Origin of the sequence: Caballeronia glathei (assembly GCF_000698595.1) — a bacterium.
Taxonomy (GTDB): domain Bacteria; phylum Pseudomonadota; class Gammaproteobacteria; order Burkholderiales; family Burkholderiaceae; genus Caballeronia; species Caballeronia glathei.
Genome location: NZ_JFHC01000034.1, coordinates 53,024 through 73,313, shown reverse-complemented (window position 1 = coordinate 73,313; position 20,290 = coordinate 53,024). Strand labels below are relative to the sequence as shown.

Annotated in this window: 20 protein-coding genes; 14 read left to right on the top strand and 6 right to left on the bottom strand. The window is 64.3% G+C overall.

All coding sequences use genetic code 11. From position 1 onward, the window contains the following. Nucleotides 1-14 precede the first annotated feature (14 nt). The 11 genes from ahcY (at nucleotide 15) to BG61_RS21100 (ending at nucleotide 11,574) form a co-directional block, all read left to right on the top strand. Complete coding sequence (gene ahcY / locus BG61_RS21150; RefSeq protein WP_035924986.1) at nucleotides 15-1,436, top strand: adenosylhomocysteinase; 1,422 nt, start codon at nucleotides 15-17, stop codon at nucleotides 1,434-1,436. Nucleotides 1,437-1,546: 110 nt separating this feature from the next. Beyond that, nucleotides 1,547-1,900, top strand: coding sequence for a phage holin family protein (locus BG61_RS21145; protein ID WP_035924984.1), 354 nt, complete (start codon nucleotides 1,547-1,549; stop codon nucleotides 1,898-1,900). 31 nt (nucleotides 1,901-1,931) lie between these two features. Continuing rightward, nucleotides 1,932-2,771, top strand: a complete 840-nt coding sequence (gene metF / locus BG61_RS21140; RefSeq protein WP_035924980.1) for a methylenetetrahydrofolate reductase [NAD(P)H] — start codon at nucleotides 1,932-1,934, stop codon at nucleotides 2,769-2,771. A 554-nt stretch (nucleotides 2,772-3,325) separates the two neighbouring features. Continuing rightward, nucleotides 3,326-4,957 carry an ABC transporter substrate-binding protein gene (locus BG61_RS21135; RefSeq protein WP_035924978.1) on the top strand — a complete coding sequence of 544 codons (1,632 nt, stop codon included), beginning with the start codon at nucleotides 3,326-3,328 and terminating at the stop codon, nucleotides 4,955-4,957. 112 nt (nucleotides 4,958-5,069) lie between these two features. Beyond that, nucleotides 5,070-6,080 carry an ABC transporter permease subunit gene (locus tag BG61_RS21130; RefSeq protein ID WP_035924974.1) on the top strand — a complete coding sequence of 337 codons (1,011 nt, stop codon included), beginning with the start codon at nucleotides 5,070-5,072 and terminating at the stop codon, nucleotides 6,078-6,080. A gap of 83 nt (nucleotides 6,081-6,163) precedes the next feature. Then, on the top strand, nucleotides 6,164-7,084 hold the full coding sequence (locus tag BG61_RS21125; protein WP_035925041.1) for an ABC transporter permease subunit: 921 nt from the start codon (nucleotides 6,164-6,166) through the stop codon (nucleotides 7,082-7,084). A 1-nt stretch (nucleotide 7,085) separates the two neighbouring features. Continuing rightward, on the top strand, nucleotides 7,086-8,081 hold the full coding sequence (locus BG61_RS21120; RefSeq protein WP_035924973.1) for an ABC transporter ATP-binding protein: 996 nt from the start codon (nucleotides 7,086-7,088) through the stop codon (nucleotides 8,079-8,081). Beyond that, nucleotides 8,078-9,082 carry a peptide ABC transporter ATP-binding protein gene (locus BG61_RS21115; protein WP_035924971.1) on the top strand — a complete coding sequence of 335 codons (1,005 nt, stop codon included), beginning with the start codon at nucleotides 8,078-8,080 and terminating at the stop codon, nucleotides 9,080-9,082. The genes BG61_RS21120 and BG61_RS21115 overlap by 4 nt, the downstream gene beginning before the upstream one ends. Beyond that, nucleotides 9,027-10,136, top strand: a complete 1,110-nt coding sequence (locus BG61_RS21110; protein ID WP_370817997.1) for a TraB/GumN family protein — start codon at nucleotides 9,027-9,029, stop codon at nucleotides 10,134-10,136. Before BG61_RS21115 ends, BG61_RS21110 begins: the two co-directional genes overlap by 56 nt. 270 nt (nucleotides 10,137-10,406) lie before the next feature. Then, entirely contained in the window at nucleotides 10,407-11,111 is a 705-nt protein-coding gene (locus BG61_RS40190; protein WP_075584198.1) for a polymorphic toxin type 44 domain-containing protein, read from the top strand. Nucleotides 11,112-11,202: 91 nt separating this feature from the next. Beyond that, nucleotides 11,203-11,574 carry a hypothetical protein gene (locus BG61_RS21100; protein ID WP_063741074.1) on the top strand — a complete coding sequence of 124 codons (372 nt, stop codon included), beginning with the start codon at nucleotides 11,203-11,205 and terminating at the stop codon, nucleotides 11,572-11,574. A gap of 50 nt (nucleotides 11,575-11,624) precedes the next feature. Here the strand turns inward: BG61_RS21100 and BG61_RS21095 are convergent, their stop codons facing one another. The 5 genes from BG61_RS21095 to pxpB form a co-directional block, all read right to left on the bottom strand. Beyond that, complete coding sequence (locus BG61_RS21095) at nucleotides 11,625-12,581, bottom strand: DUF979 domain-containing protein (RefSeq protein ID WP_035924964.1); 957 nt, start codon at nucleotides 12,579-12,581, stop codon at nucleotides 11,625-11,627. Beyond that, nucleotides 12,578-13,297, bottom strand: coding sequence for a DUF969 domain-containing protein (locus BG61_RS21090; protein ID WP_035924961.1), 720 nt, complete (start codon nucleotides 13,295-13,297; stop codon nucleotides 12,578-12,580). The genes BG61_RS21095 and BG61_RS21090 overlap by 4 nt, the downstream gene beginning before the upstream one ends. A 156-nt stretch (nucleotides 13,298-13,453) precedes the next feature. Then, complete coding sequence (gene pxpA, locus BG61_RS21085; protein ID WP_035925035.1) at nucleotides 13,454-14,200, bottom strand: 5-oxoprolinase subunit PxpA; 747 nt, start codon at nucleotides 14,198-14,200, stop codon at nucleotides 13,454-13,456. A gap of 32 nt (nucleotides 14,201-14,232) precedes the next feature. Then, nucleotides 14,233-15,264, bottom strand: a complete 1,032-nt coding sequence (locus BG61_RS21080; RefSeq protein WP_035924959.1) for a 5-oxoprolinase subunit C family protein — start codon at nucleotides 15,262-15,264, stop codon at nucleotides 14,233-14,235. After that, nucleotides 15,261-15,914, bottom strand: coding sequence for a 5-oxoprolinase subunit PxpB (pxpB, locus tag BG61_RS21075; protein ID WP_035924955.1), 654 nt, complete (start codon nucleotides 15,912-15,914; stop codon nucleotides 15,261-15,263). The genes BG61_RS21080 and pxpB overlap by 4 nt, the downstream gene beginning before the upstream one ends. Before the next feature lie 183 nt (nucleotides 15,915-16,097). On the opposite strand from pxpB, the gene BG61_RS21070 reads away from it, so the two are divergent. Further along, nucleotides 16,098-16,610 (top strand): winged helix DNA-binding protein, encoded by a 513-nt coding sequence (locus tag BG61_RS21070; RefSeq protein ID WP_035924952.1) that lies wholly within the window; start codon nucleotides 16,098-16,100, stop codon nucleotides 16,608-16,610. A 29-nt stretch (nucleotides 16,611-16,639) separates the two neighbouring features. Here BG61_RS21070 and BG61_RS21065 read toward each other — a convergent pair whose 3' ends face one another. After that, on the bottom strand, nucleotides 16,640-17,233 hold the full coding sequence (locus tag BG61_RS21065; RefSeq protein WP_035924950.1) for a 5-formyltetrahydrofolate cyclo-ligase: 594 nt from the start codon (nucleotides 17,231-17,233) through the stop codon (nucleotides 16,640-16,642). 20 nt (nucleotides 17,234-17,253) lie between these two features. On the opposite strand from BG61_RS21065, the gene BG61_RS21060 reads away from it, so the two are divergent. Together BG61_RS21060 and BG61_RS21055 are read left to right on the top strand one after the other, a co-directional pair. After that, nucleotides 17,254-19,221 carry a lytic transglycosylase domain-containing protein gene (locus BG61_RS21060; protein WP_035924948.1) on the top strand — a complete coding sequence of 656 codons (1,968 nt, stop codon included), beginning with the start codon at nucleotides 17,254-17,256 and terminating at the stop codon, nucleotides 19,219-19,221. Between the two features lie 99 nt (nucleotides 19,222-19,320). Then, the gene (locus tag BG61_RS21055) at nucleotides 19,321-20,277 is read left to right on the top strand and encodes a complex I NDUFA9 subunit family protein (protein ID WP_035924946.1); all 957 of its coding nucleotides are present in this window, start codon (nucleotides 19,321-19,323) and stop codon (nucleotides 20,275-20,277) included. Nucleotides 20,278-20,290: the final 13 nt, after the last annotated feature.

Genomic DNA, 20,290 nt, shown 5'->3' with positions numbered 1-20,290 from the left:
GAAAGGAGGGCGTGATGAACGCCGCAGTTCTCGATTCCAAAAATTCCAAGGATTACGTCGTCGCCGATATGTCGCTTGCCGCCTGGGGCCGCAAGGAACTCAATATCGCCGAAACCGAAATGCCCGGCCTCATGCAGACGCGCGAGGAATACAAGGCGCAGCAGCCGCTCAAGGGCGCACGCGTCGCCGGCTCGCTGCACATGACCATCCAGACCGGCGTGCTGATCGAAACGCTGAAGGCGCTCGGCGCCGACGTGCGCTGGGCATCGTGCAACATCTTTTCGACGCAGGATCACGCCGCCGCCGCCATCGCCGACGGCGGCACGCCGGTGTTCGCGTTCAAGGGCGAGTCGCTCGACGAATACTGGGAATTCTCGCACCGCATCTTCGAATGGCCGAACGGCGAATTCGCGAACATGATCCTCGACGACGGCGGCGACGCCACGCTGCTGCTGATCCTGGGCGCGAAGGCCGAAAAGGACCGCTCGGTGATCGCGAAGCCGGCCAACGAAGAGGAAGTCGCGCTGTACAAGTCGATCGCAAGCCACCTCGACGCCGACCCGACGTGGTACTCCACGCGCCTCGCGCACATTCAGGGCGTGACGGAAGAAACCACGACCGGCGTGCATCGCCTGTACCAGATGGAAAAGGAAGGGCGCCTGCCGTTCCCGGCGATCAACGTGAACGATTCGGTCACGAAGTCGAAGTTCGACAACCTGTACGGCTGCCGCGAGTCGCTCGTGGACGGCATCAAGCGTGCCACCGACGTGATGATCGCGGGCAAGATCGCGGTCGTCGCGGGTTACGGCGACGTGGGCAAGGGCTGCGCGCAGTCGCTGCGCGGCCTGGGCGCCACCGTGTGGGTCACGGAAATCGATCCGATCTGCGCGCTGCAGGCGGCGATGGAAGGCTACCGCGTCGTGACGATGGAATACGCCGCCGACAAGGCCGACATCTTCGTGACGGCAACCGGCAACTACCATGTGATCAACCATGACCACATGAAGACGATGCGCAACAACGCGATCGTCTGCAACATCGGCCACTTCGACTCGGAAATCGACGTCGCCTCGACGCGCCAGTACACGTGGGACAACATCAAGCCGCAGGTCGACCACATCATTTTCCCGGACGGCAAGCGCATCATCCTGCTGGCCGAAGGGCGCCTCGTGAACCTCGGCTGCGCGACGGGCCACCCGTCGTTCGTGATGTCGAACTCGTTCACGAACCAGACGCTCGCGCAGATCGAACTGTTCACGCGCGGCGGCGAGTACGAGCACAAGGTGTACGTGCTGCCGAAGCACCTGGACGAGAAGGTCGCGCGCCTGCATCTTGGCCGCATCGGCGCGGACCTGACCGTGCTCTCGGACGAGCAGGCGGGCTACATCGGCGTGGGCAAGAACGGTCCGTTCAAGCCGAACCACTATCGCTATTGAACGAGCGGTAGCGCCTGGCAAAAACCCAGCAGCACCGGCACGGCGCGGGCGCGGCAGCGCCTTGCCCGGGCCGGTACCGAGCCTTCAACGCGCAAAACGGAGAACCATTGATGACCGTGCTGCTGACCTGGCTGATCAACGCGCTTGCGCTCCTGATCATCACCTATCTCGTACCGTCGATTCACATTCGCAGTTTCGGCACCGCGCTCATCATCGCGGTGGTGCTCGGCCTCATCAATACGGTGCTGCGCCCGATCCTCATCCTGCTCACGCTGCCGGTGACGATCGTCACGCTCGGGCTCTTCATCCTGGTCGTGAACGCGCTGTGCTTCTGGCTGTGCTCGTCGCTGCTGAAGGGTTTCGAAGTGTCGGGGTTCTGGTCGGCGTTCTTTGGCTCGATCCTGTACAGCATCGTGTCGTGGCTGCTGTCGGCGCTGGTCTTCGGCCAGCGCAATCTGGGCTGACGCGTTCGCGCCGCCCTTTCATTTCATCATCATGAAACCGATCGAACTCTCATTCGAGTTCTTCCCGCCGAAAACGCAGGATGGAGTCGAAAAATTGCGCGCCACGCGCGCGCAACTCGCGCCGCTCAAGCCGAAGTTCGTCTCCGTGACGTTCGGCGCGGGCGGCTCGACGCAGCAAGGCACGCTCGATACCGTCCTCGAAATGGCGGAGGAAGGATTCGAGGCCGCGCCGCATCTGTCGTGCATCGGGTCGTCGAAGGAAAGCCTGCGCGCGATTCTCGGGGCTTACCGCGCGCACGGCATCCGCCATATCGTCGCGCTGCGCGGCGACCTGCCCTCGGGCATGGGCGAAGTGGGCGAACTGCGCTATGCGTCGGAGCTGGTGAGCTTCATTCGCGCGGAACACGGCGACTGGTTCAATATCGAAGTGGCCGCGTATCCTGAATATCACCCGCAATCGCGTTCGCCGCGCGCCGATCTCGAAAATTTCGTGCGCAAGGTGCAGGCGGGCGCGAATTCCGCGATCACGCAGTACTTCTACAACGGCGACGCGTATTTCCGGTTCGTCGCCGACGCGCGCAAGCTGGGCGTCGAGGTGCCGATCGTGCCGGGCATCATGCCGATCACGAACTTTACGCAACTGATGCGCTTTTCCGAGATGTGCGGCGCGGAAGTGCCGAAGTGGATCGCGCGCCGGCTGGAGAGCTTCGGCGACGACCGCGAAGCGATCCGCAATTTCGGGCTGGATGTCGTGACGGATTTGTGCCGGCGCCTGATCGACGAGGGCGCGCCCGGGCTGCATTTCTACACGCTCAACGGCGGGGCTGCGACGAAGTCCATCTGCGAGCGGCTCGGGCTGGACAACGCCTGACGCATCGTCTCCTTACCCGCGCGGCGCTCGCCGCGCGGGTCCGCGGCTTTTCTGCACGCTTCCCTCCGCGTTTTCCTTTCCGCTGCAATTGCCCGCTTCGTTTCAGTTTCGATGCGCGTACCGCGACGCATCGCGGGCGGGTATTTCGCCATCCGACCTATCACCCCTGAACATCGTCGATAACAAAACCGTATTGAAATGCAAAATGCCGCGAAAAGACTGCGAAAAATCGCCTGCGCACGCGGAATTTGTTCATGCTAGGGTAGCGCCCGAATTCGCCGTCTAGCTCGTTTTCCCGCTTGCCGATGCGCCGCCGCGGCGTCCCGCATGTCCAACAGAAAGCGTCCCCGCAGGATGCGCGCTGAAATGCCGCACGCGCGGAAAAACCGGAGCCAAACAGCTGTTCACCGCGACACGTTCAAGTCGCGCCAACGTCGCGCCGGGACTGGCGGGAGCGGGCCTGCATCATGCCCGTCCGTTGCCTTGTTCGGGCCGGCAAAGCTCAGTAATATCGCGCTACGCCGGCCAAGGCCGGCATCGAACCTGGAGGAAACATGAAAAAAAATGGCCTGTTGCGAGCTGCACGCATCTCGATGCTCGCGGGCGCCGTCGTCACGGCATCGCTATTTGCCGCGAATGCCGCGAATGCCGCTATTCCCAACAAGACGCTGGTCTATTGCTCGGAAGGCAGCCCGTCGGGCTTCGATCCCGCCCAGTACACCACCGGCGTCGATTTCACCGCGAACACGTTCACCGTGTATAACCGGCTCGTCGAGTTCGAGCGCGGCGGCACGAAAGTCGAGCCGGGCCTCGCGGAAAAGTGGGACGTCTCGGCCGACGGCCTGACGTACACGTTCCATCTGCGCCACGGCGTGAAATTCCAGACCACGTCGTTCTTCAAGCCGACGCGCGAGTTCAACGCGGACGACGTGCTGTTCACGTTCAACCGCATGCTCGATCCGAACCAGCCGTTTCGCAAGGCGTATCCGGTCGCGTTTCCGTACTTCACGGACATGGGCCTCGACAAGCTGATCACGAAGATCGAAAAGGTCGATCCGTATACGGTCAAGTTCACGCTGAAGGAAGTGAATGCACCGTTCATCCAGAATCTGGCGATGGAGTACGCGTCGATCCTGTCGGCCGAATACGGCGACAAGCTGCTGAAGGACAACAAGGCCGCGGACATCAACCAGTTCCCGGTCGGCACGGGTCCGTTCATTTTCCGCAGCTACACGAAGGACGCGACGATCCGCTTCGACGGCAACCCCGACTACTGGAAGCCGAACGACGTGAAGCTCTCGAAGCTGATCTTCTCGATCACGCCCGATGCAGCCGTGCGCGTGCAGAAGCTGAAGAACAACGAGTGCCAGGTGATGAGTTATCCGCGCCCGGGCGACATCGCCACGCTGAAGGCTTCGCCGAACATCGACACGCCGTCGCAGGCGGGCTTCAACGAAGGCTACGTCGCGTATAACGTGACGAAGAAGAACCTCGACAACGTCGACGTGCGCCGCGCGCTCGACATGGCGATCAACAAGAAGGCGATCATCGAATCGGTCTATCAGGGCGCGGGCCAGGCTGCCGTCGCTCCGATGCCGCCGACGCAGTGGTCGTATGACAAGTCGCTGAAGGGCAATCCCTACGACACCGCGAAGGCCAAGGAACTGCTCACGAAGGCGGGCTTCCCGAACGGCTTCGAACTGACGCTGTGGGCGATGCCGGTGCAGCGCCCGTACAACCCGAATGCGCGCCTGATGGCCGAGATGATTCAGGCCGACTGGGCGAAGATCGGCGTGAAGGCGACGATCGTGTCGTATGAATGGGGTGAGTACCTGAAGCGCGCCCACGCCGGCGAGCACGACGCGATGCTGATCGGCTGGACCGGCGACAACGGCGACCCCGACAACTGGCTCGGCACGCTGCTCGGCTGCGACGCCGTGAAGGGCAGCAACTTCTCGAAGTTCTGCTACAAGCCGTTCGAGGAACAGGTGAGCAAGGGCCGCGTGACCAACGACATCGCCCAGCGCACGAAGGCCTACACGCAGGCGCAGCAGATCTTCGCGCAGCAGCTGCCGTTCTCGCCGATCGCTCACTCGACGGTCTACCAGCCCGCCAGCAAGAAAGTGATCGACATCAAGATCGAGCCGCTCGGCTATCTGCGCTTCGACGGCGTCGGCATGCAGTAAGCTTGAAAGCGGTACGCTTTTTGCGCTAACTCATAACTAGTCGAAAAGGTCCGGCGACAAGGGTCACAAGCCCGCGTCGCCGGTCGCGTTTTCCCTCCCCCAAGAGACGACCATGTTCCGATTCGTTTTGCGGCGCATAGGAATGGTGATCCCGACGTTCATCGGCATCACGGTTCTCGCGTTCGCACTCATCCACCTGATCCCGGGCGACCCCATCGAAGTGATGATGGGCGAGCGCGGCGTGGACCCGGCGGCACACGCCGAAGCGATGAAGCGCCTCGGCCTCGACCAGCCGCTGCCGCTTCAATATCTCCACTACGTCGGCCATGCCTTGAAGGGCGACCTCGGCATGTCGATCATCACGAACACGAGCGTGATGGGCGAGTTCATGGCGCGCTTTCCCGCGACCGTCGAGCTTTCGATCTGCGCGATGATCTTCGCGCTCGTGGTCGGCCTGCCCGCCGGCGTCGCGGCGGCGTTAAAGCGCGGCACGGTAGTCGATCACGGCGTGATGGGCACCGCGCTCACCGGCTACTCGATGCCGATCTTCTGGTGGGGCCTGATTCTCATCATGTTCTTCTCGGCGAAGCTCGGCTGGACCCCGGTTTCGGGCCGCATCGCGGTGGAATACGACATTCTGCACGTCACCGGCTTCATGCTGTGGGACGCGCTCTTTTCGAGCGATGAAGGCGCATTCAAGTCGGCCGTGAGCCACCTGATCCTGCCGACCATCGTGCTCGGCACGATTCCGCTGGCGGTGGTGGCGCGCATGACGCGCTCGTCGATGCTCGAAGTGCTGCGCGAGGACTACATCCGCACGGCGCGCGCGAAGGGTCTCGCGCCGGGGCGCGTGGTGGTCGTGCACGCGCTGCGCAATGCACTGATTCCGGTGGTGACCGTGATCGGACTGCAGGTCGGGACGCTGCTCGCGGGCGCGGTGCTGACCGAGACGCTGTTCTCCTGGCCGGGCGTCGGCAAATGGCTGATCGACGCGATCTCCCGGCGCGACTATCCGGTCGTGCAAGGCGGCATCCTCATGATCGCGACACTCGTGATTCTCGTGAATCTGGTCGTCGATTTGCTCTACGGCGTGTTGAATCCGCGCATTCGCCATACGAGGTAACACATGTATCCCCACGCTCACATTCGTTCGCTGCCCCCCAAGGGGGCGCATGCCGCCCTCGAGGCGGCCCGGCGGGAGGCATGATGGCCGACATTCAAAACAATCTTCCCCCGCAAGCCGTCACGCCGCCTCCGAGCGGACGCCTCGTCGCGGGCCGCGAGTTCTGGGCGAACTTCTCGCGCAACCGCGGCGCCGTGGTTTCCGGCGCAATCGTGATTCTGCTGATCCTGGTCGCGATATTCGCGCCGCTGATTTCGCCGCACAGCCCGATCGAGCAATACCGCGACTTCGTGAAAATCCCGCCCGCGTGGCTCGAAGGCGGCAACCGGCAGTTCCTGCTCGGCACGGACGAAGCGGGCCGCGACATTCTCTCGCGCCTCATGTACGGCGCGCGGCTGTCGTTCTGGATCGGCTTCGTCTCGGTCGTGCTCGCGCTGATTCCGGGCGTCGTGCTCGGCCTGTGCGCTGCATTCTTCCACTGGCTCGACACGCCGATCATGCGCGTGATGGACGTGCTGCTCGCGCTGCCGTCGCTGCTGCTGGCGGTGGCGGTCGTCGCGATCATCGGGCCGGGGCTCGTCAACACGATGCTCGCCATTGCGATCGTCGCGCTGCCGGGCTACGTGCGGCTCACGCGCGCGTCGGCGCTCGGCGAGTTGCAGAAGGAGTACGTGACCGCATCGCGCGTGGCGGGCGCGGGCACCGTGCGGCTGATGTTCTCGCAGGTGCTGCCCAACTGCGCCGCGCCGCTGATCGTGCAGGCGACGCTCGGTTTCTCCTCCGCGATCCTCGATGCCGCCGCGCTCGGCTTTCTCGGCCTCGGCGTTCAGCCGCCGGCCGCGGAGTGGGGCGCGATGCTCGCCTCGGCGCGTGACTATATCGAAAGCGCATGGTGGATCGTCACGATGCCGGGCCTCTCGATCCTGGTTTCGGTGCTCGTCATCAACCTCCTCGGCGACGGGCTGCGCGACGCGCTCGATCCCAAACTGAAACGGATGGCCTGACATGAGCGATCTATTGACTATCCGCAATCTCGAGGTCAATTTCGGCGGGCTTCAGGCCGTCGACCGGATCGATCTCTCGGTGCAGCCGGGCGAAGTGGTCGGCGTGGTCGGCGAATCGGGTTCGGGCAAGAGTGTCACGATGATGGCGCTGATGGGGCTGATCGACGCGCCCGGCATCGTCACCGCCGACGAAATCACCTTCGACGGCAAGAACCTGCTGAAGGCGTCCGCGCGCGAGCGTCGCAGGATCATCGGCAAGGACATCGCGATGGTGTTCCAGGACGCGCTCTCGAGCCTCAATCCGAGCTACACGGTCGGCTACCAGATCAAGGAAGTGCTGAAGCTGCATGAGGGCCTGCGCGGCGACGCGCTCAACCGCCGCGCGCTGGAACTGCTCGATCAGGTCGGCATTCCCGATGCGAAGAACCGCATCGGCGCGTTTCCGCACCAGATGTCGGGCGGGATGAACCAGCGCGTGATGATCGCGATGGCGGTGGCGTGCAACCCGAAGCTCCTGATCGCCGACGAGCCGACCACCGCGCTCGACGTCACGATCCAGGCGCAGATCATGGAACTGCTCGTCGCCTTGCAGAAGGAGCGCGGCATGGCGCTCGTGCTGATTTCGCACGATCTCGCGGTGGTGTCGGAAGTGGCGCAGCGGGTGGCCGTGATGTACGCGGGCGAGATCATCGAGACGAATCACGTGCCGACCATCTTCAGCGAGCCGCATCACCCGTACACCGAGGCGCTGCTCGCCGCCATCCCCGAGCACAGCCGCGGGGCGGAGCGGCTGGCCGCGCTGCCGGGCATGGTGCCGGGCCGCGACGACCGCCCGAGCGGCTGCCTCTTCGCGCCGCGCTGCAAGTACGCGATCGACGAGTGCTGGAAAGACCGTCCGGACCTCTTCCAGCTCGATCCGGTCGATCCGGCCGTGCGCGCGCGCTGCATCAAGCCGCTCAACATGCAGATGCTCGAAACACAAGGAGGCGCGCGATGAACGCGGTCCCTCAGACAATCACCGGCGACGTCGTGCTCGCCGCCGATCAGCTCGCCAAACACTACAGCGTGAAACGCAGCATGTTCACGCAAGGCACGGTGAAGGCGCTCAACGGGGTGTCGTTTTCACTCGAGCGAGGCAAGACGCTCGCGGTGGTCGGCGAGTCGGGCTGCGGCAAGTCGACGCTCGCGCGCCAGCTCACGATGATCGAGGCGCCCACCTCGGGGCGCCTGCTCATCGACGGCGTGGACGTGGCGGGCGCGAGCAAGGCGCGGATCGCCGAGTTGCGCCAGCGCGTGCAGATGGTGTTCCAGAACCCGTTCGCGTCGCTCAATCCGCGCAAGACGGTCGAGCAGACGCTCGGCGAGCCGCTCGCGATCAACACGAAGCTCTCGGCGCACGAGCGCGCGGAGCGCATCGCGCGCATGATGCGCACGGTCGGCCTGCGGCCGGAGCATGCGTCGCGCTATCCGCACATGTTCTCGGGCGGGCAGCGTCAGCGCGTGGCGATCGCGCGGGCGATGATCCTCGATCCGCAGATCGTCGTCGCCGACGAGCCGGTGTCCGCGCTCGACGTCTCCATCCAGGCGCAGATCCTGAATCTCTTCATGGATCTGCAGGCGGAATTCGGCACGAGCTACGTGTTCATCTCGCACAACCTGTCGGTGGTGGAGCACATCGCCGACGACGTGATGGTCATGTACTTCGGCGGCGTCGCCGAACTCGGCGACAAGAAGACGATCTTCTCGAAGCCGCGCCATCCGTACACGCGCGCGCTGATGTCCGCGACGCCCGCGCTCTTCGAGGAAGACCGCCGCATCAAGATCAGGCTCGAAGGCGAGATGCCGTCGCCGCTCAATCCGCCGCCGGGCTGCACGTTCCATCAGCGCTGCCCGTACGCGATCGAGCGGTGCCGCAAGGAAGAACCGCTCCTGCGTATCGTGGATGGGCGGCACGTCTCGTGCCACCGTGCCGAGGAGGTGGGGGAAGCCGATGCCTGATGCGCGGGCGGCGCGCTGCATCACGCGCCGCTTCGCATATGGCGCAGTGGCAGCGGTGATGGCGATGGCCTGCGCGCAGTTCGCGCCGGCCGCCTTTGCCGTTGGCGGCGCGCCGCCCGTCGGGGTGCAGCCCCGTGCCCCTTCGCCTGGGCATCCGCCGCCGGCCGCGCGCACCGACCGCTCCGAAGGCACCACGGCGAGCGGCCCGGTGCGCGCGCAGCCGCCGCGCATGCCGTTTTACGTCGCGACCAAGGGTCAGACGACGCTCTATCTGCTCGGCACGCTCCATGTCGGCTATCCGGGCGACTATCCGCCCGAGCAGCCGTTTCGCAAGCCGATTCTCGCGGCGCTCGACGCATCGCCCACGCTGGCGCTCGAAATCTCTCCCGACGATCTCCTGTACTCGCAGGAAGACGTGACCCGCTACGGCGTATGCCGCAGCGAGTGCCTGCTCGACTATCTGCCCGATTCGATGTGGAAGAAGCTCGAAGCCCGTCTGCGCACGAACCCCGCTGCGCTGAAGGAAATCAGGCGGACGCGGCCGTGGCTCGCGTCGATGCTGGTCGAAACGTACGACACGCTCAAGGCCGGATTCCAGAGCGAGTACGGCTCCGAGGCGCAGTTGCAGAACGTGTACCTGCGGGCGAACGGGAAGATCGTCGGGCTGGAGACGCTCAACGAGCAGATCGCGACGTTCACGCGGCTTTCGTCGGCGCAGCAGCGCGAGATGCTTGCGCAGGACCTCGTACAGACGCCTGCGGAGAATGTCGCCGACGTGAAGGAATTGCATCGGCTCTGGCGTATCGGCGACGCCGATGCGCTCAAGGCGTGGGACGACGCGAAAACGGACAAGCTCGCGCGCTCGAAGGCGTTGGCGGCTTCCGTGGACAACCGCGTGGTGTATGACCGCAACCGCCGCTTCGTCACCCGGATGCTGCAGCTCGCGGTGCCGAACAAGCCGGTGTTCGTCGCGATCGGCGCGCTGCATCTCGGCGGGCGGCGCGGGGTGCTTGAACTGCTGCGGCGGCACGGGTTCGTGGTAGTGCCGGGGTGATTCGAGCGGCATACCGCTTGCAACTTTGCGGCCCTCCTTTGGCGGGGCCTTTGGTTGGCGTCACTCTATCCGTCTAGGACAATTCGTATGGATGTGCACAATTTGGACGGTAACCCTGCGAGGCTTTTGTTGCGCGTCAATCTGTCCGAGGCGTCGCATTTGTGAAATCGGAAAGATTGAACGCGATGAGAGTGATGCGTATGGACATACGCTGGTGCTTTTGCAAACGCAAAGCGTCGAGCGCATAGCGATGCATGTGGAGCTGATCGAATGAGCGCAGTTATAGGGAAGAACGGCAAGCCGATGCGTTGGGTTGCGGAAATGTTCACCACGCCCGTTAGCGATACCAAGCCGAAAGAAGTCATGGTTTGCGCCGACGCGAATGTGGCTGTAAAGATTGCTGATTTCATCGTCCGTGAGATGAGACAAAATCCTTTTACAGAAGTTGGACGGAAAATCACGGAAGCGAATAGTTACGATTCGGAAGAACAAGCGCGGGAATGGAATGCATTGCCGTGGTATGCCAAATTTGGCAGGCCGCCCAATTTTGGAAGTATCGCCGCAGGGAAGAAATCAGCCGCCTACGCGCTATGGGCAGAGCGGGTAGGGCCGAATCGCAAATGGGATCACAAACCACAGATACGAAAAATGCTTGAAGACCAGGGCGGCAAGAAGCTGTTCAATTTCGGTTGGCACAAATATGGGCAGCATGACTACTATTTTGACGTCTGGTCGAACATCCACTATGGCTACGTTGGAACTGCAATCGGGTTCGGCAGCAACGAGCTGATCTACGGGGCGGGCGTGGCGCAGATTGGAAGCGACAGTTTCGACGCATCAAGAATTTCGAATGGCCGATCATGCAACGTCATATGGAAAACGGGCCATGGCCTGCCAGCGCCGACGACATTCCCGACCATATTTCGATTCAACTCGGGATCGACTTGTTCGCCAAGGCGAACCCCAGTGCGCTGACTACTGATTCATTGCTGAGGAGCATCTCTGCCGTACCTGTCCCGTGGGGGAGGGGCCGCGATCATGCGAAGGAGTTGCACAAGTGCTTGCGATGAACATGCGCAAGGTTGCGCGTCGCATGTTCGTGATGCTTTGTGCAGCGTGGTTCCTCTGGATCATTTTCTGGCTATTTTGCCGTCCAATAGTCGTATTGCACTATGCTGCCGACGCGCGAGGACCGGTCGTATATTTCTTCAACGAAGATAACCATACGAAAAAAGAAGAGATCAAGCCGGGTCAAGTTAAGAGGATTTACACGGATTTTTTTCAAAATAGAGATTTCTCCATGATCCTTAGCTTGCCATATTCCAGTCGTGATGGCGTCGATCTAATTCCGCCCTTCAGTCGTGTGGATATTTATATCAATGCAAATGCGAAGGTTGAACGAGTGGGAAAAAAGCACGGATTCTTCGAACGCTTCTAGCGAGACAGGAGGAATCATCGGTTCGCCCCTCACGGGGCGAACCGTGCCTCTTACAAGAACATCATCCAGTTCAACAAGAAGATATTCACCACCAGCAGCGTGAGCGCCGTGGGAATCTGCACCTTGATCACCGCATTCTTGTCAGGCAGCTCCAGCAGCGCCGCGGGCACCATGTTGAAGTTCGCGGCCATCGGCGTCATCAGCGTGCCGCAGTAGCCGGAGAACATGCCGATCGCGACCATCGTCGCCGGATTGCCGTGGAACACGCCAACCAGGATCGGCACGCCGACACCGCCCGTCATCACCGGAAACGCCGCGAACCCGTTGCCCATCACCATCGTGAAGAGCGCCATGCCGACGCAGTACACGGCCACCGCGACCAGCCGGTAGTCGAGGTTCACATAGGCCGTCGTGACGTGAGCGACTGCCTTGCCGACGCCCGCGTCGGAAAACACCAGGCCGAGCATGCCGAGCATCTGCGGCAGGACGGCGGCCCACGAGAGCGCGTCGATCAGGCGCCGGGTTTCCTTCATCGACTGGCCGACGGTGTCGCGCGTCATCACGCAGGCGATCGCGAGCGCGATCACGCAGCCGATGCCAAAGCCGATCAGCGTGACGTTCTTCAGTTCGACAAGCGGCCTGCCGCCGAACACGAGGTGGCTCGCGGAGAGCGTGATGATCACGGTGACGACCGGAATCGTCAGCGCGGGGATGAAGAGCTTGTTGCCGAGGCGAACGGCGCTCTGGCGGCGCGTTTCCTCGGAAAGCATTTTCGGCTTCGCGCCTGTCACGCCGCCGAGCCCGGCGATCAGCGCCATCGCGACGACCAGCACGCCGACCACCGGCGGCGGCAACAGGTCGCCGATCAGGAACACCAGCGCATAGACGAGCCAGAACGTGCCGGCGGTGAGGCGGCGCGGGTGCGACTTGTCGGTGAGGATCATCCCGCCGACCACCACCAGCACGATGCCGACCAGGTAGAACAGATAGTTGATGGTGAGCGTCATGCCTTTTCCCCTACGACGTTCTTCGTCAGCGCGCCGAGTTCGCGCGCCAGTTGCCGGTCGAGCAGCCACAGCCGGAAGCCATGGATGAAAAACGCGCAGATTGCGGTCGGAATGCCCCACATCGCCACGTGCAGCGGCTCCACGACGATTCCGGCCTCCTTGAGGAACGTGACCATCAGCACGATCGCGCCGAACGCGACGAAGATGTCCTCGCCGAAGAAGAGACCGACGTTGTCGGTGGCCGCCGAGTACGCGCGCAGCTTGAAGCGGATCTTGTCGGAGAGCTTGCCGTAGTGCGCTTCGGTCGCGCCTTCGGCCATCGGCGCGAGGAGCGGCCGGACCATCTGCGGATGGCCGCCGAGGCCGGTCAGGCCGACCGCCGCCGTCAGTTCGCGCACCAGCAGATACACGATCAGAAGGCGCCCGGCCGTTGCCGCCTTGATGCCGGAAATCCAGATCTGCGCGCGCTCGCGCAGGCCGTGGCGCTCCAGCAGGCCGATCACCGCGAGCGGCAGCAGAATGATCAGCGGAATGTTGCGCGTCTTGAGAAAGCCGGTGCCGATCGTGGCGAAGATGCGATCGAGCGGAAAATGCGCCGCCAGTCCGGTGATGATCGCGGCGGCGGCCACGATCAGCATCGGATTGAAGCGCAGGACAAAGCCCACGATGATGACGGCCACGCCTATGAGCGGCCAGAGGTTGACTGCGGTTGCCATGAGATCTCCAAACGGTTCGACGTCATGTCCCTGATGCGGGACGCGTTCCCGATGCGGCATAGGGGGCCGCATCGCTTTGCAATAAGCGGCTCTGCGGCCGCTTGCTAAAACGCCCCGCGGGTTGCGCGGGGCGCTCGGTGCTCGGTGCTGCGTGATTCAGTGGGCGTGAGCCGCGCGGACTTCGATGCCCGCCGCCTCCAGCGCCTGGCGGATGCGCCGCGCGAAGGCGAGCGCGTGCGCGCCGTCGCCGTGCAGGCAGATGGTCTGCGCATTGAGCGGCACCCATTCGCCGCTCACCGCCTGCACGCGCTGCTCGCGCACCATCGCGAGCGTGCGCACGAGGACGACGTTCTCGTCGTCGAGCAGGGCGCCCGGCTCCTTGCGTGGCACGAGCGAGCCGTCGGCGCGGTAGCCGCGGTCGGCGAACACTTCCTCGATCGCGACAATGCCCGCGCGCCGCGCCGACTCCACGAGCCCGCTGTTCGCGAGCCCGAAGATCAGCAGCGACGGATCGAAGTCGTGCACGGCCGAGACGATCGCGTCGGCGATTTCCGGGTTGCGCGCGGCCTGGTTGTAGAGCGCGCCGTGCGGCTTCACGTGCGCGATGCGCCCGCCTTCGGCCTGCGCGATCGCCGACAGCGCGCCCAGCTGGTACAGCACGCCGGCGTAGATCTCGGAGGCGGGCAGGTCCATCTCCTTGCGGCCGAAGTTTTCGGGATCGTTGAAGCTCGGATGCGCGCCGATCGACACGCCCCGCGCGACCGCCCAGCGCACGCAATCACGCATCGCAGCCGCTCCGCCGGCGTGCCAGCCGCACGCGATGTTGGCCGAGCTGACGAGATCGAGCAGGGCTTCGTCGGAGCCGCAGCCTTCGCCCAGGTCGGCGTTCAGATCGATTTCCATGACTTTCACGTAGTCCATTTCGCAGATTCCGGTCATCGTGCGCATCGCTCCTCGTGCATCGCGATGGCAGCTTCCACCTGTTTCACGTACATGCGTTCCTCGGCGAGCGCGAAGCGCGCTTCTTCCACCGACGTCTCGATGAAGCGCACGCCGCTCATCAGCCGCGCCTGCGCGAGCTTCCAGAGGTCCGCCTTGATCACCGCGCCGATTTTGGGATAGCCGCCCGTGGTCTGGGCGTCGCCCATCAGCACGATCGGCTGGCCGTTCGGCGGCACCTGGATCGTACCCGGCAGCACCGCGTGCGACAGCAGGTCGATTTTGCTCCTGCGCTCGAGCGCCGTCCCGGCAAGCCGGAAGCCCATCCGGTTGCTGTTCGGCGTGATCGTCCATTCCTCGTTCCAGAACTGCGCCTGGGCTTCGTCGGTGAAATTGTCGTACTCCGGGCCGCGCAGCACGCGAACCGGAATCGACCACGCGACGCCCGGCGCATGCCGGCCGCGCCGCAACGGTTCGTCGACGAGCACGAACTTGCACCACGCCGGCGCCTTCACGCCGAACGCGGGCTCCGCCGGCGAAAATGCAATGCCCTTATGCGGCTGCGGCACGCCGACCGGCAGCCGGTCGCCGTCGCGCAGCGCCCGGCCGCCCAGTCCGCCGAAGCACGCGCCGAGGTCGGTGCTGCGCGAGCCGAGCATCGGCAGGACGTCGATGCCGCCCGCCACGCACACGTAGCCGCGCATGCCGCGCTTCGCCGCGCGCAATGTGAGTTCCTGGCCCGCCTGCACCGGCACGCTCCACCACGAATAGACCGGCTCGTCGCCGAGCGTCGCGCCGAAATCGGTGCCGGTGATCGCGACGCGCGTGGCGTGCTTGAAGCGCAGCACGGTCGGCCCGAAGGTCACTTCGATACCCGCCGCGTCCGGCCGGTTGCCGACGATGCGGTTGCCGATCTCGAGCGACAGGGCATCGAGCGCGCCGCCCGAGCTCACGCCGAGATGGCGGTAGCCGTGGCGCCCGAGGTCCTGGACGGAGGTGAGCACGCCTGCGCGAATGACGTCGATCATGCCCGCACCTCCAGCGCCGTGAAGCGCACGCGGTCGCCGGGCTGCATGAGCGTCGGCGGATTGCGGGTGGGGTCGAAAAGCTTGAGTTCCGTGCGGCCGAGCAGTTGCCAGCCGCCGGGCGACACCGCCGGATAAATGCCGGTCTGCTCGCCGCCGATCCCGACCGAGCCGGCCGGCACCTCGAGCCGCGGCTCGGCGCGGCGCGGCATGCAGAGCGTCTTGTCGAGGCCGCCCATGTACGCGAACCCCGGCTGAAAGCCGAGGAAGAACACGACGTATTGCGGCTCCGTATGCCGCTTCACCACCTCGTCGACCGACAGCCCCACGTGCTTCGCGAGCGCGGCGAGGTCCGGGCCGTCGGCGCCGCCATAGCGCACGGGAATCTCGATTTCCGCGCTGGACGCGTCCGCGACGGCGACGGTATCCCACCCGGCGTCGAGCTGCTGCGCGAGGCTCTCGTAGTCGGCGGCGAGCGGATCGAACACGATCGTGAGGTTGTTCATGCCCGGCACGACCTCGACGACGTGCGGCCACAGCCGCGCGCTGTCGGCGAGCGCCCACATGCGGCGCTGGCAGTCGAGCGTGGCGGGTGGCGGAGCCTCGCAAACGAGGGCGGTATCGCCGAGCGGATGAATTCTTGGTCGTGTCATGCGTCTTTTCGGGTGAGCGGGACATCCGGTGGTGCCGGATATCCACGGGGAATGTACATTATCAATAATTTATCGACAAATTATCTATTCGCGTTTCCTCTCGGCGCGCCGAAATGCGTCGAAAGGGGCTCGCGATGAGGCCGATACGCTACACTCCAACGCACTGAATACTGGTCGAAAACCATGCCGCGCCACCCCACGAAGATCGTTTCCTCCGAGCATCTCGTCTCCGAATCGAGTGCCGAACTTTCCGAACTGGAGTACGGACTCATCATGGCGAGCAACGCGTTCAACCGCTGGATGGTGCGCTGCATGTCGGCGGCGGGCGCGAAGGACATGACCGCCGTCGAGGTTTCGCTGCTCCATCACGTGAATCACCGCGACCGCAAGAAAAAGCTCGCCGACATTTGCTTCGTGCTGAACATCGAGGACACGCACGTCGCAACCTATGCACTGAAGAAGCTCGTTGCTAGAGGCTATGTGAAGAGTGAGAAAACCGGCAAGGAAGTGTTTTTCTCCGCGACGCCCGCGGGGCGCGAGCTGTGCGGCAAATATCGCGACGTGCGGGAGAGCTGTCTCATCACCACCTTGCGCGAGAGCGGCCTCACCAACGAGCAGATCGGCGATGCGGCGCAACTGATGCGCAACGCATCGGGCCTGTACGACACCGCGGCGCGCGCGGCGGCGTCGCTCTGATGCAGCGCGCTTTGCCCGAAGCGCATGCTTCAATAAATGGCTGACTCCGTGACGACCGCGTCGAGCGGCATGTCGTGGTTCTCATGCGGCAGGGCGTCGCATCTGCCCGACTCGAACGCGACGCCGATCGTCGCCGGCCTGTTCGCAGCGGGCCATGCGGCGAGCGTGCGGTCGTAGTAGCCGCCGCCATATCCGAGGCGATAGCGCGCCTCGTCGAAACCCACACACGGAATCACGAGCAGATCAGGCACCACGACGCGCTCCTCCTGCGGCACCGGAATTTTGTAGCGGCCGTATTTCATCGGCGCGTCTTCTTGCCACGCGTGAAAGGCCATCGGCGCATGGCGCTCGACCACCACCGGCAGCGCCGCCGTGCGCGCGCGATCCTGCGCGAGCCAGACCGCGATCACGCCGCGCGCGTCGAACTCGCCCGCGACCGGCCAGTAGAAGCCGATGCACGAGACGCGATGCCTCGCGACAGCCTCCATCAGCCGGCGCGCGAGCGCTTCGTTTCGCGCCGCCTGATCGGCCTCGCCGCCTTGTGCTTCGCGGCTCGCGAGCAGTGTTGCGCGCAGCGCGCTTTTCGGTTCGGGGCAAGGGTTGCGTGCTATGCTTTGGACCAATTCGCGCTCCAGAAATAACGATGTCAAAACGCCTAAATCGAGTATATCTCGCGGTCGGTTCAGTGCTCGCCGCGGTCACGCTCGTCGCTTGCAGCACCGCTTCCGCAGTTCGCCCCGACGCCGACTTCATCCCTTCATCCGACGACCGCATTTTCATCCAGCTGCGCGAAGCCGCGCGCTCGAACGATGCAGGGCGTGCCGCGCAACTCGCCGCACAGATCCCCGATTATCCGGCGCCGGGTTACGTCGAGTACTTCACGATCAAGCCGCAACTCTTCGACTCGCAGGGCCACGCGCGCATCGACGCGCCCGACGAACCGGTGCTGTCCTTCCTGCAGCGCTACGACGGCCAGGCGATCGCCGACCGTCTGCGCAACGACTATCTCGTCGTGCTGGGCGGACGTCACGACTGGCGCAACTTCGAGCAGCAGTATTCACGTTTCGTGCTCAATGACGACACGCAGGTGAAATGCTACGCGCTCGAAGCGCGGCTCGCGCGCGGCGAGAACGTCGCGGACGCGGCGCGCGCGCTGCTCGTCGATCCGAAATGGTACGGCGACGGCTGTGTCGACCTGATCGGCGCGCTTGCCCGCTCGCAACAGTTCTCGAGCGACGACGTCTGGCAGCAGATTCGCCTTGCCTACGAGCAGAACTACACGAACACGGGCGCGAAGATCGTCGACGCGCTCGGGGCCGAACGTCCGGACCAGACGCTCTTCGACAACGCCACCAGCACGCCGCCGCTCTATCTCGCGCGCGGCGTGATGCCGAACACGCCGGCGCACCAGCTCACGCTGCTCGCGATCACGCGCATGGCGCGCAACGATCCGGCGATGGCCGCGGCCACGTTCAGCTCGGTTGCGCCGAGCCTGACCGTGCCGGAGCGCGCGATCGGCTGGGGCACGATCGGCTATCAGGCGGCCTTGAAGCGGATGCCGGGCGCGTCGGACTGGTACCGGCTGTCGGTGAATGCGCCGCTGTCGAATCCCGCTTACGAATGGCGCACGCGCAGCGCGCTGCTCGCGGGCGACTGGAACATGGTGCGCTGGTCGATCGAGCAGATGCCGCCCGCGCTGCGCGCGCAGCCCGCGTGGGTCTACTGGCACGGCCGCGCGCTCAAGCAGGCCGGCGACACCGCCACGGCCGCGCAGGAATTCCAGAGCATCGCCGAGCAGTTCAACTTCTACGGCCAACTGGCTTCCGAGGAACTCGGGCAGAAGATCACGATCCCGCCGCGCACGACCGTTTCCGACGCCGAGATCAACCAGATGCAGTCGGTGCCGGGCTTCGCGCTCTCGCAGCGGTTCTACGCGATGAACCTGCGCCTCGAAGGCAATCGCGAATGGAACTGGCCGCTGCGGTTCATGAACGACCGTCAGCTGATCGCGGCCGCGCAGTACGCGCATCGCATCGAGCTGTTCGACCGCACGGTCAACACCGCCGACCGCACGAAGACCGAGCACGATTTCTCGCTGCGCTATCTGTCGCCGTTTCGCGATATCGTCGAACGCGACGCGCAGAACACCGGCCTCGACGTCGAATGGGCGTACGGGCTGATCCGCCAGGAGTCGCGGTTCATCATCAACGCGCGTTCGGAAGTCGGCGCGGGCGGGCTGATGCAATTGATGCCGGGCACGGCCCAGCTCGTGGCGAAAAAGATCGGCCTGGGGCCGATTTCGCGCGCGCAGATGAACGACATCAACACGAACATCCTGCTCGGAACGAACTACCTGTCGATGATCTACAATCAATTCGACAACTCGGCGGTGCTCGCCACGGCCGGCTACAACGCCGGTCCCGGGCGGCCGAACAAGTGGCGCCAGGATCTCAACGCACCGGTGGAAGGCGCGGTTTTTGCTGAGACGATCCCGTTCACGGAAACCCGCGACTACGTGAAGAACGTGTTGTCGAACACCGTCTACTACGCGGCGCTGTTCGAAGGCCGTCCGCAATCGCTGAAGGCGCGCCTCGGCTACATCGCGCCGTAATCCGCGTTTCACGCGAGGCCGCGCGTTGTCACTCCGTCATACGGAACGACCCGCGGCAGCGCCGACCGAGGTCCCGCAGCCGCCACCACAGAGGCGTATATGCGACATCAGAAAGTAGCGCTGATCGGCGGTTCGGGCTTCATCGGCGGTCATCTCGTGAACGCGCTCGTCGAACTCGGCAAGAACGTGCGCGTCGCGACGCGGCGCCGCGCCAATGCCGCGCATCTCACCCTGCTTCCCATCGACGTGATCGAGGCCGACGTGCATGATCCGTCGCAACTCGCCGCCTTCGTGGCGGAAGCGGACGCGGTCATCAATCTCGTCGGCATCCTGCAGGGGCGGCGCGGCGACCCGTACGGCCCCGAGTTCGCGAAAGCGCATGTCGAGCTGCCGAGGAAGATCGTCGCGGCGTGCGAGTCGAAGGGCGTGCGGCGGCTTCTGCACATGAGCGCGATCGGCGCCGATCCGCAGGGTCCGAGCATGTATCTGCGCTCTCGCGGCGACGGCGAAAAGGTGATTCGCGACTCCGCGCTCGCCACCACGATTTTCCGCAGTTCCGTCGTGTTCGGCCCCGAGGACAATCTGCTGAACCAGTTCGCGTTTCTCGAGCGCATGTTTCCGGTCATCCCGCTCGCATGCGCCGACGCCCAGTTCCAGCCGGTGTTCGTCGGCGACGTCGCCAAGGCGATCGTCAACGTGCTCGATCTCGATGCCGCGAGCGGCCGTGTCTACGAACTCGCCGGGCCGAAGGTCTACACGCTCGCGGAACTCGTGCGCTTTGCCGGCGCGGCGATCGGCAAGCATTCGAAGATCATCAAGCTGCCCGACAGCCTCGGCCGTCTCCAGGCGATGACGCTCGAAATGGCGCCCGGCGAGCCGATGATGTCGCGCGACAATCTCGATTCGATGAAAACGCCGAGCATCGCGAGCGGCCCGCTTTCGCCGGAACTCGGCATCGACGAGCCGGCGAGCATCGAGGCCATCGCGCCGCTCTATCTCACCGGTCTGTCGTCGCGTTCGCGCTTCAACGCGTTTCGCGCGACGGCTCATCGCTAGTCCCTTCTACACA

Bases quoted from the DNA above. Each gene is read 5' to 3' on its own strand.
- ahcY (WP_035924986.1), top strand. From the start codon at position 15: ATGAACGCCGCAGTTCTCGATTCCAAAAATTCCAAGGATTACGTCGTC.
- BG61_RS21145 (WP_035924984.1), top strand. From the start codon at position 1,547: ATGACCGTGCTGCTGACCTGGCTGATCAACGCGCTTGCGCTCCTGATC.
- metF (WP_035924980.1), top strand. From the start codon at position 1,932: ATGAAACCGATCGAACTCTCATTCGAGTTCTTCCCGCCGAAAACGCAG.
- BG61_RS21135 (WP_035924978.1), top strand. From the start codon at position 3,326: ATGAAAAAAAATGGCCTGTTGCGAGCTGCACGCATCTCGATGCTCGCG.
- BG61_RS21130 (WP_035924974.1), top strand. From the start codon at position 5,070: ATGTTCCGATTCGTTTTGCGGCGCATAGGAATGGTGATCCCGACGTTC.
- BG61_RS21125 (WP_035925041.1), top strand. From the start codon at position 6,164: ATGGCCGACATTCAAAACAATCTTCCCCCGCAAGCCGTCACGCCGCCT.
- BG61_RS21120 (WP_035924973.1), top strand. From the start codon at position 7,086: ATGAGCGATCTATTGACTATCCGCAATCTCGAGGTCAATTTCGGCGGG.
- BG61_RS21115 (WP_035924971.1), top strand. From the start codon at position 8,078: ATGAACGCGGTCCCTCAGACAATCACCGGCGACGTCGTGCTCGCCGCC.
- BG61_RS21110 (WP_370817997.1), top strand. From the start codon at position 9,027: ATGGGCGGCACGTCTCGTGCCACCGTGCCGAGGAGGTGGGGGAAGCCG.
- BG61_RS40190 (WP_075584198.1), top strand. From the start codon at position 10,407: ATGAGCGCAGTTATAGGGAAGAACGGCAAGCCGATGCGTTGGGTTGCG.
- BG61_RS21100 (WP_063741074.1), top strand. From the start codon at position 11,203: ATGAACATGCGCAAGGTTGCGCGTCGCATGTTCGTGATGCTTTGTGCA.
- BG61_RS21095 (WP_035924964.1), bottom strand. From the start codon at position 12,581: ATGACGCTCACCATCAACTATCTGTTCTACCTGGTCGGCATCGTGCTG.
- BG61_RS21090 (WP_035924961.1), bottom strand. From the start codon at position 13,297: ATGGCAACCGCAGTCAACCTCTGGCCGCTCATAGGCGTGGCCGTCATC.
- pxpA (WP_035925035.1), bottom strand. From the start codon at position 14,200: ATGGAAATCGATCTGAACGCCGACCTGGGCGAAGGCTGCGGCTCCGAC.
- BG61_RS21080 (WP_035924959.1), bottom strand. From the start codon at position 15,264: ATGATCGACGTCATTCGCGCAGGCGTGCTCACCTCCGTCCAGGACCTC.
- pxpB (WP_035924955.1), bottom strand. From the start codon at position 15,914: ATGACACGACCAAGAATTCATCCGCTCGGCGATACCGCCCTCGTTTGC.
- BG61_RS21070 (WP_035924952.1), top strand. From the start codon at position 16,098: ATGCCGCGCCACCCCACGAAGATCGTTTCCTCCGAGCATCTCGTCTCC.
- BG61_RS21060 (WP_035924948.1), top strand. From the start codon at position 17,254: ATGTCAAAACGCCTAAATCGAGTATATCTCGCGGTCGGTTCAGTGCTC.
- BG61_RS21055 (WP_035924946.1), top strand. From the start codon at position 19,321: ATGCGACATCAGAAAGTAGCGCTGATCGGCGGTTCGGGCTTCATCGGC.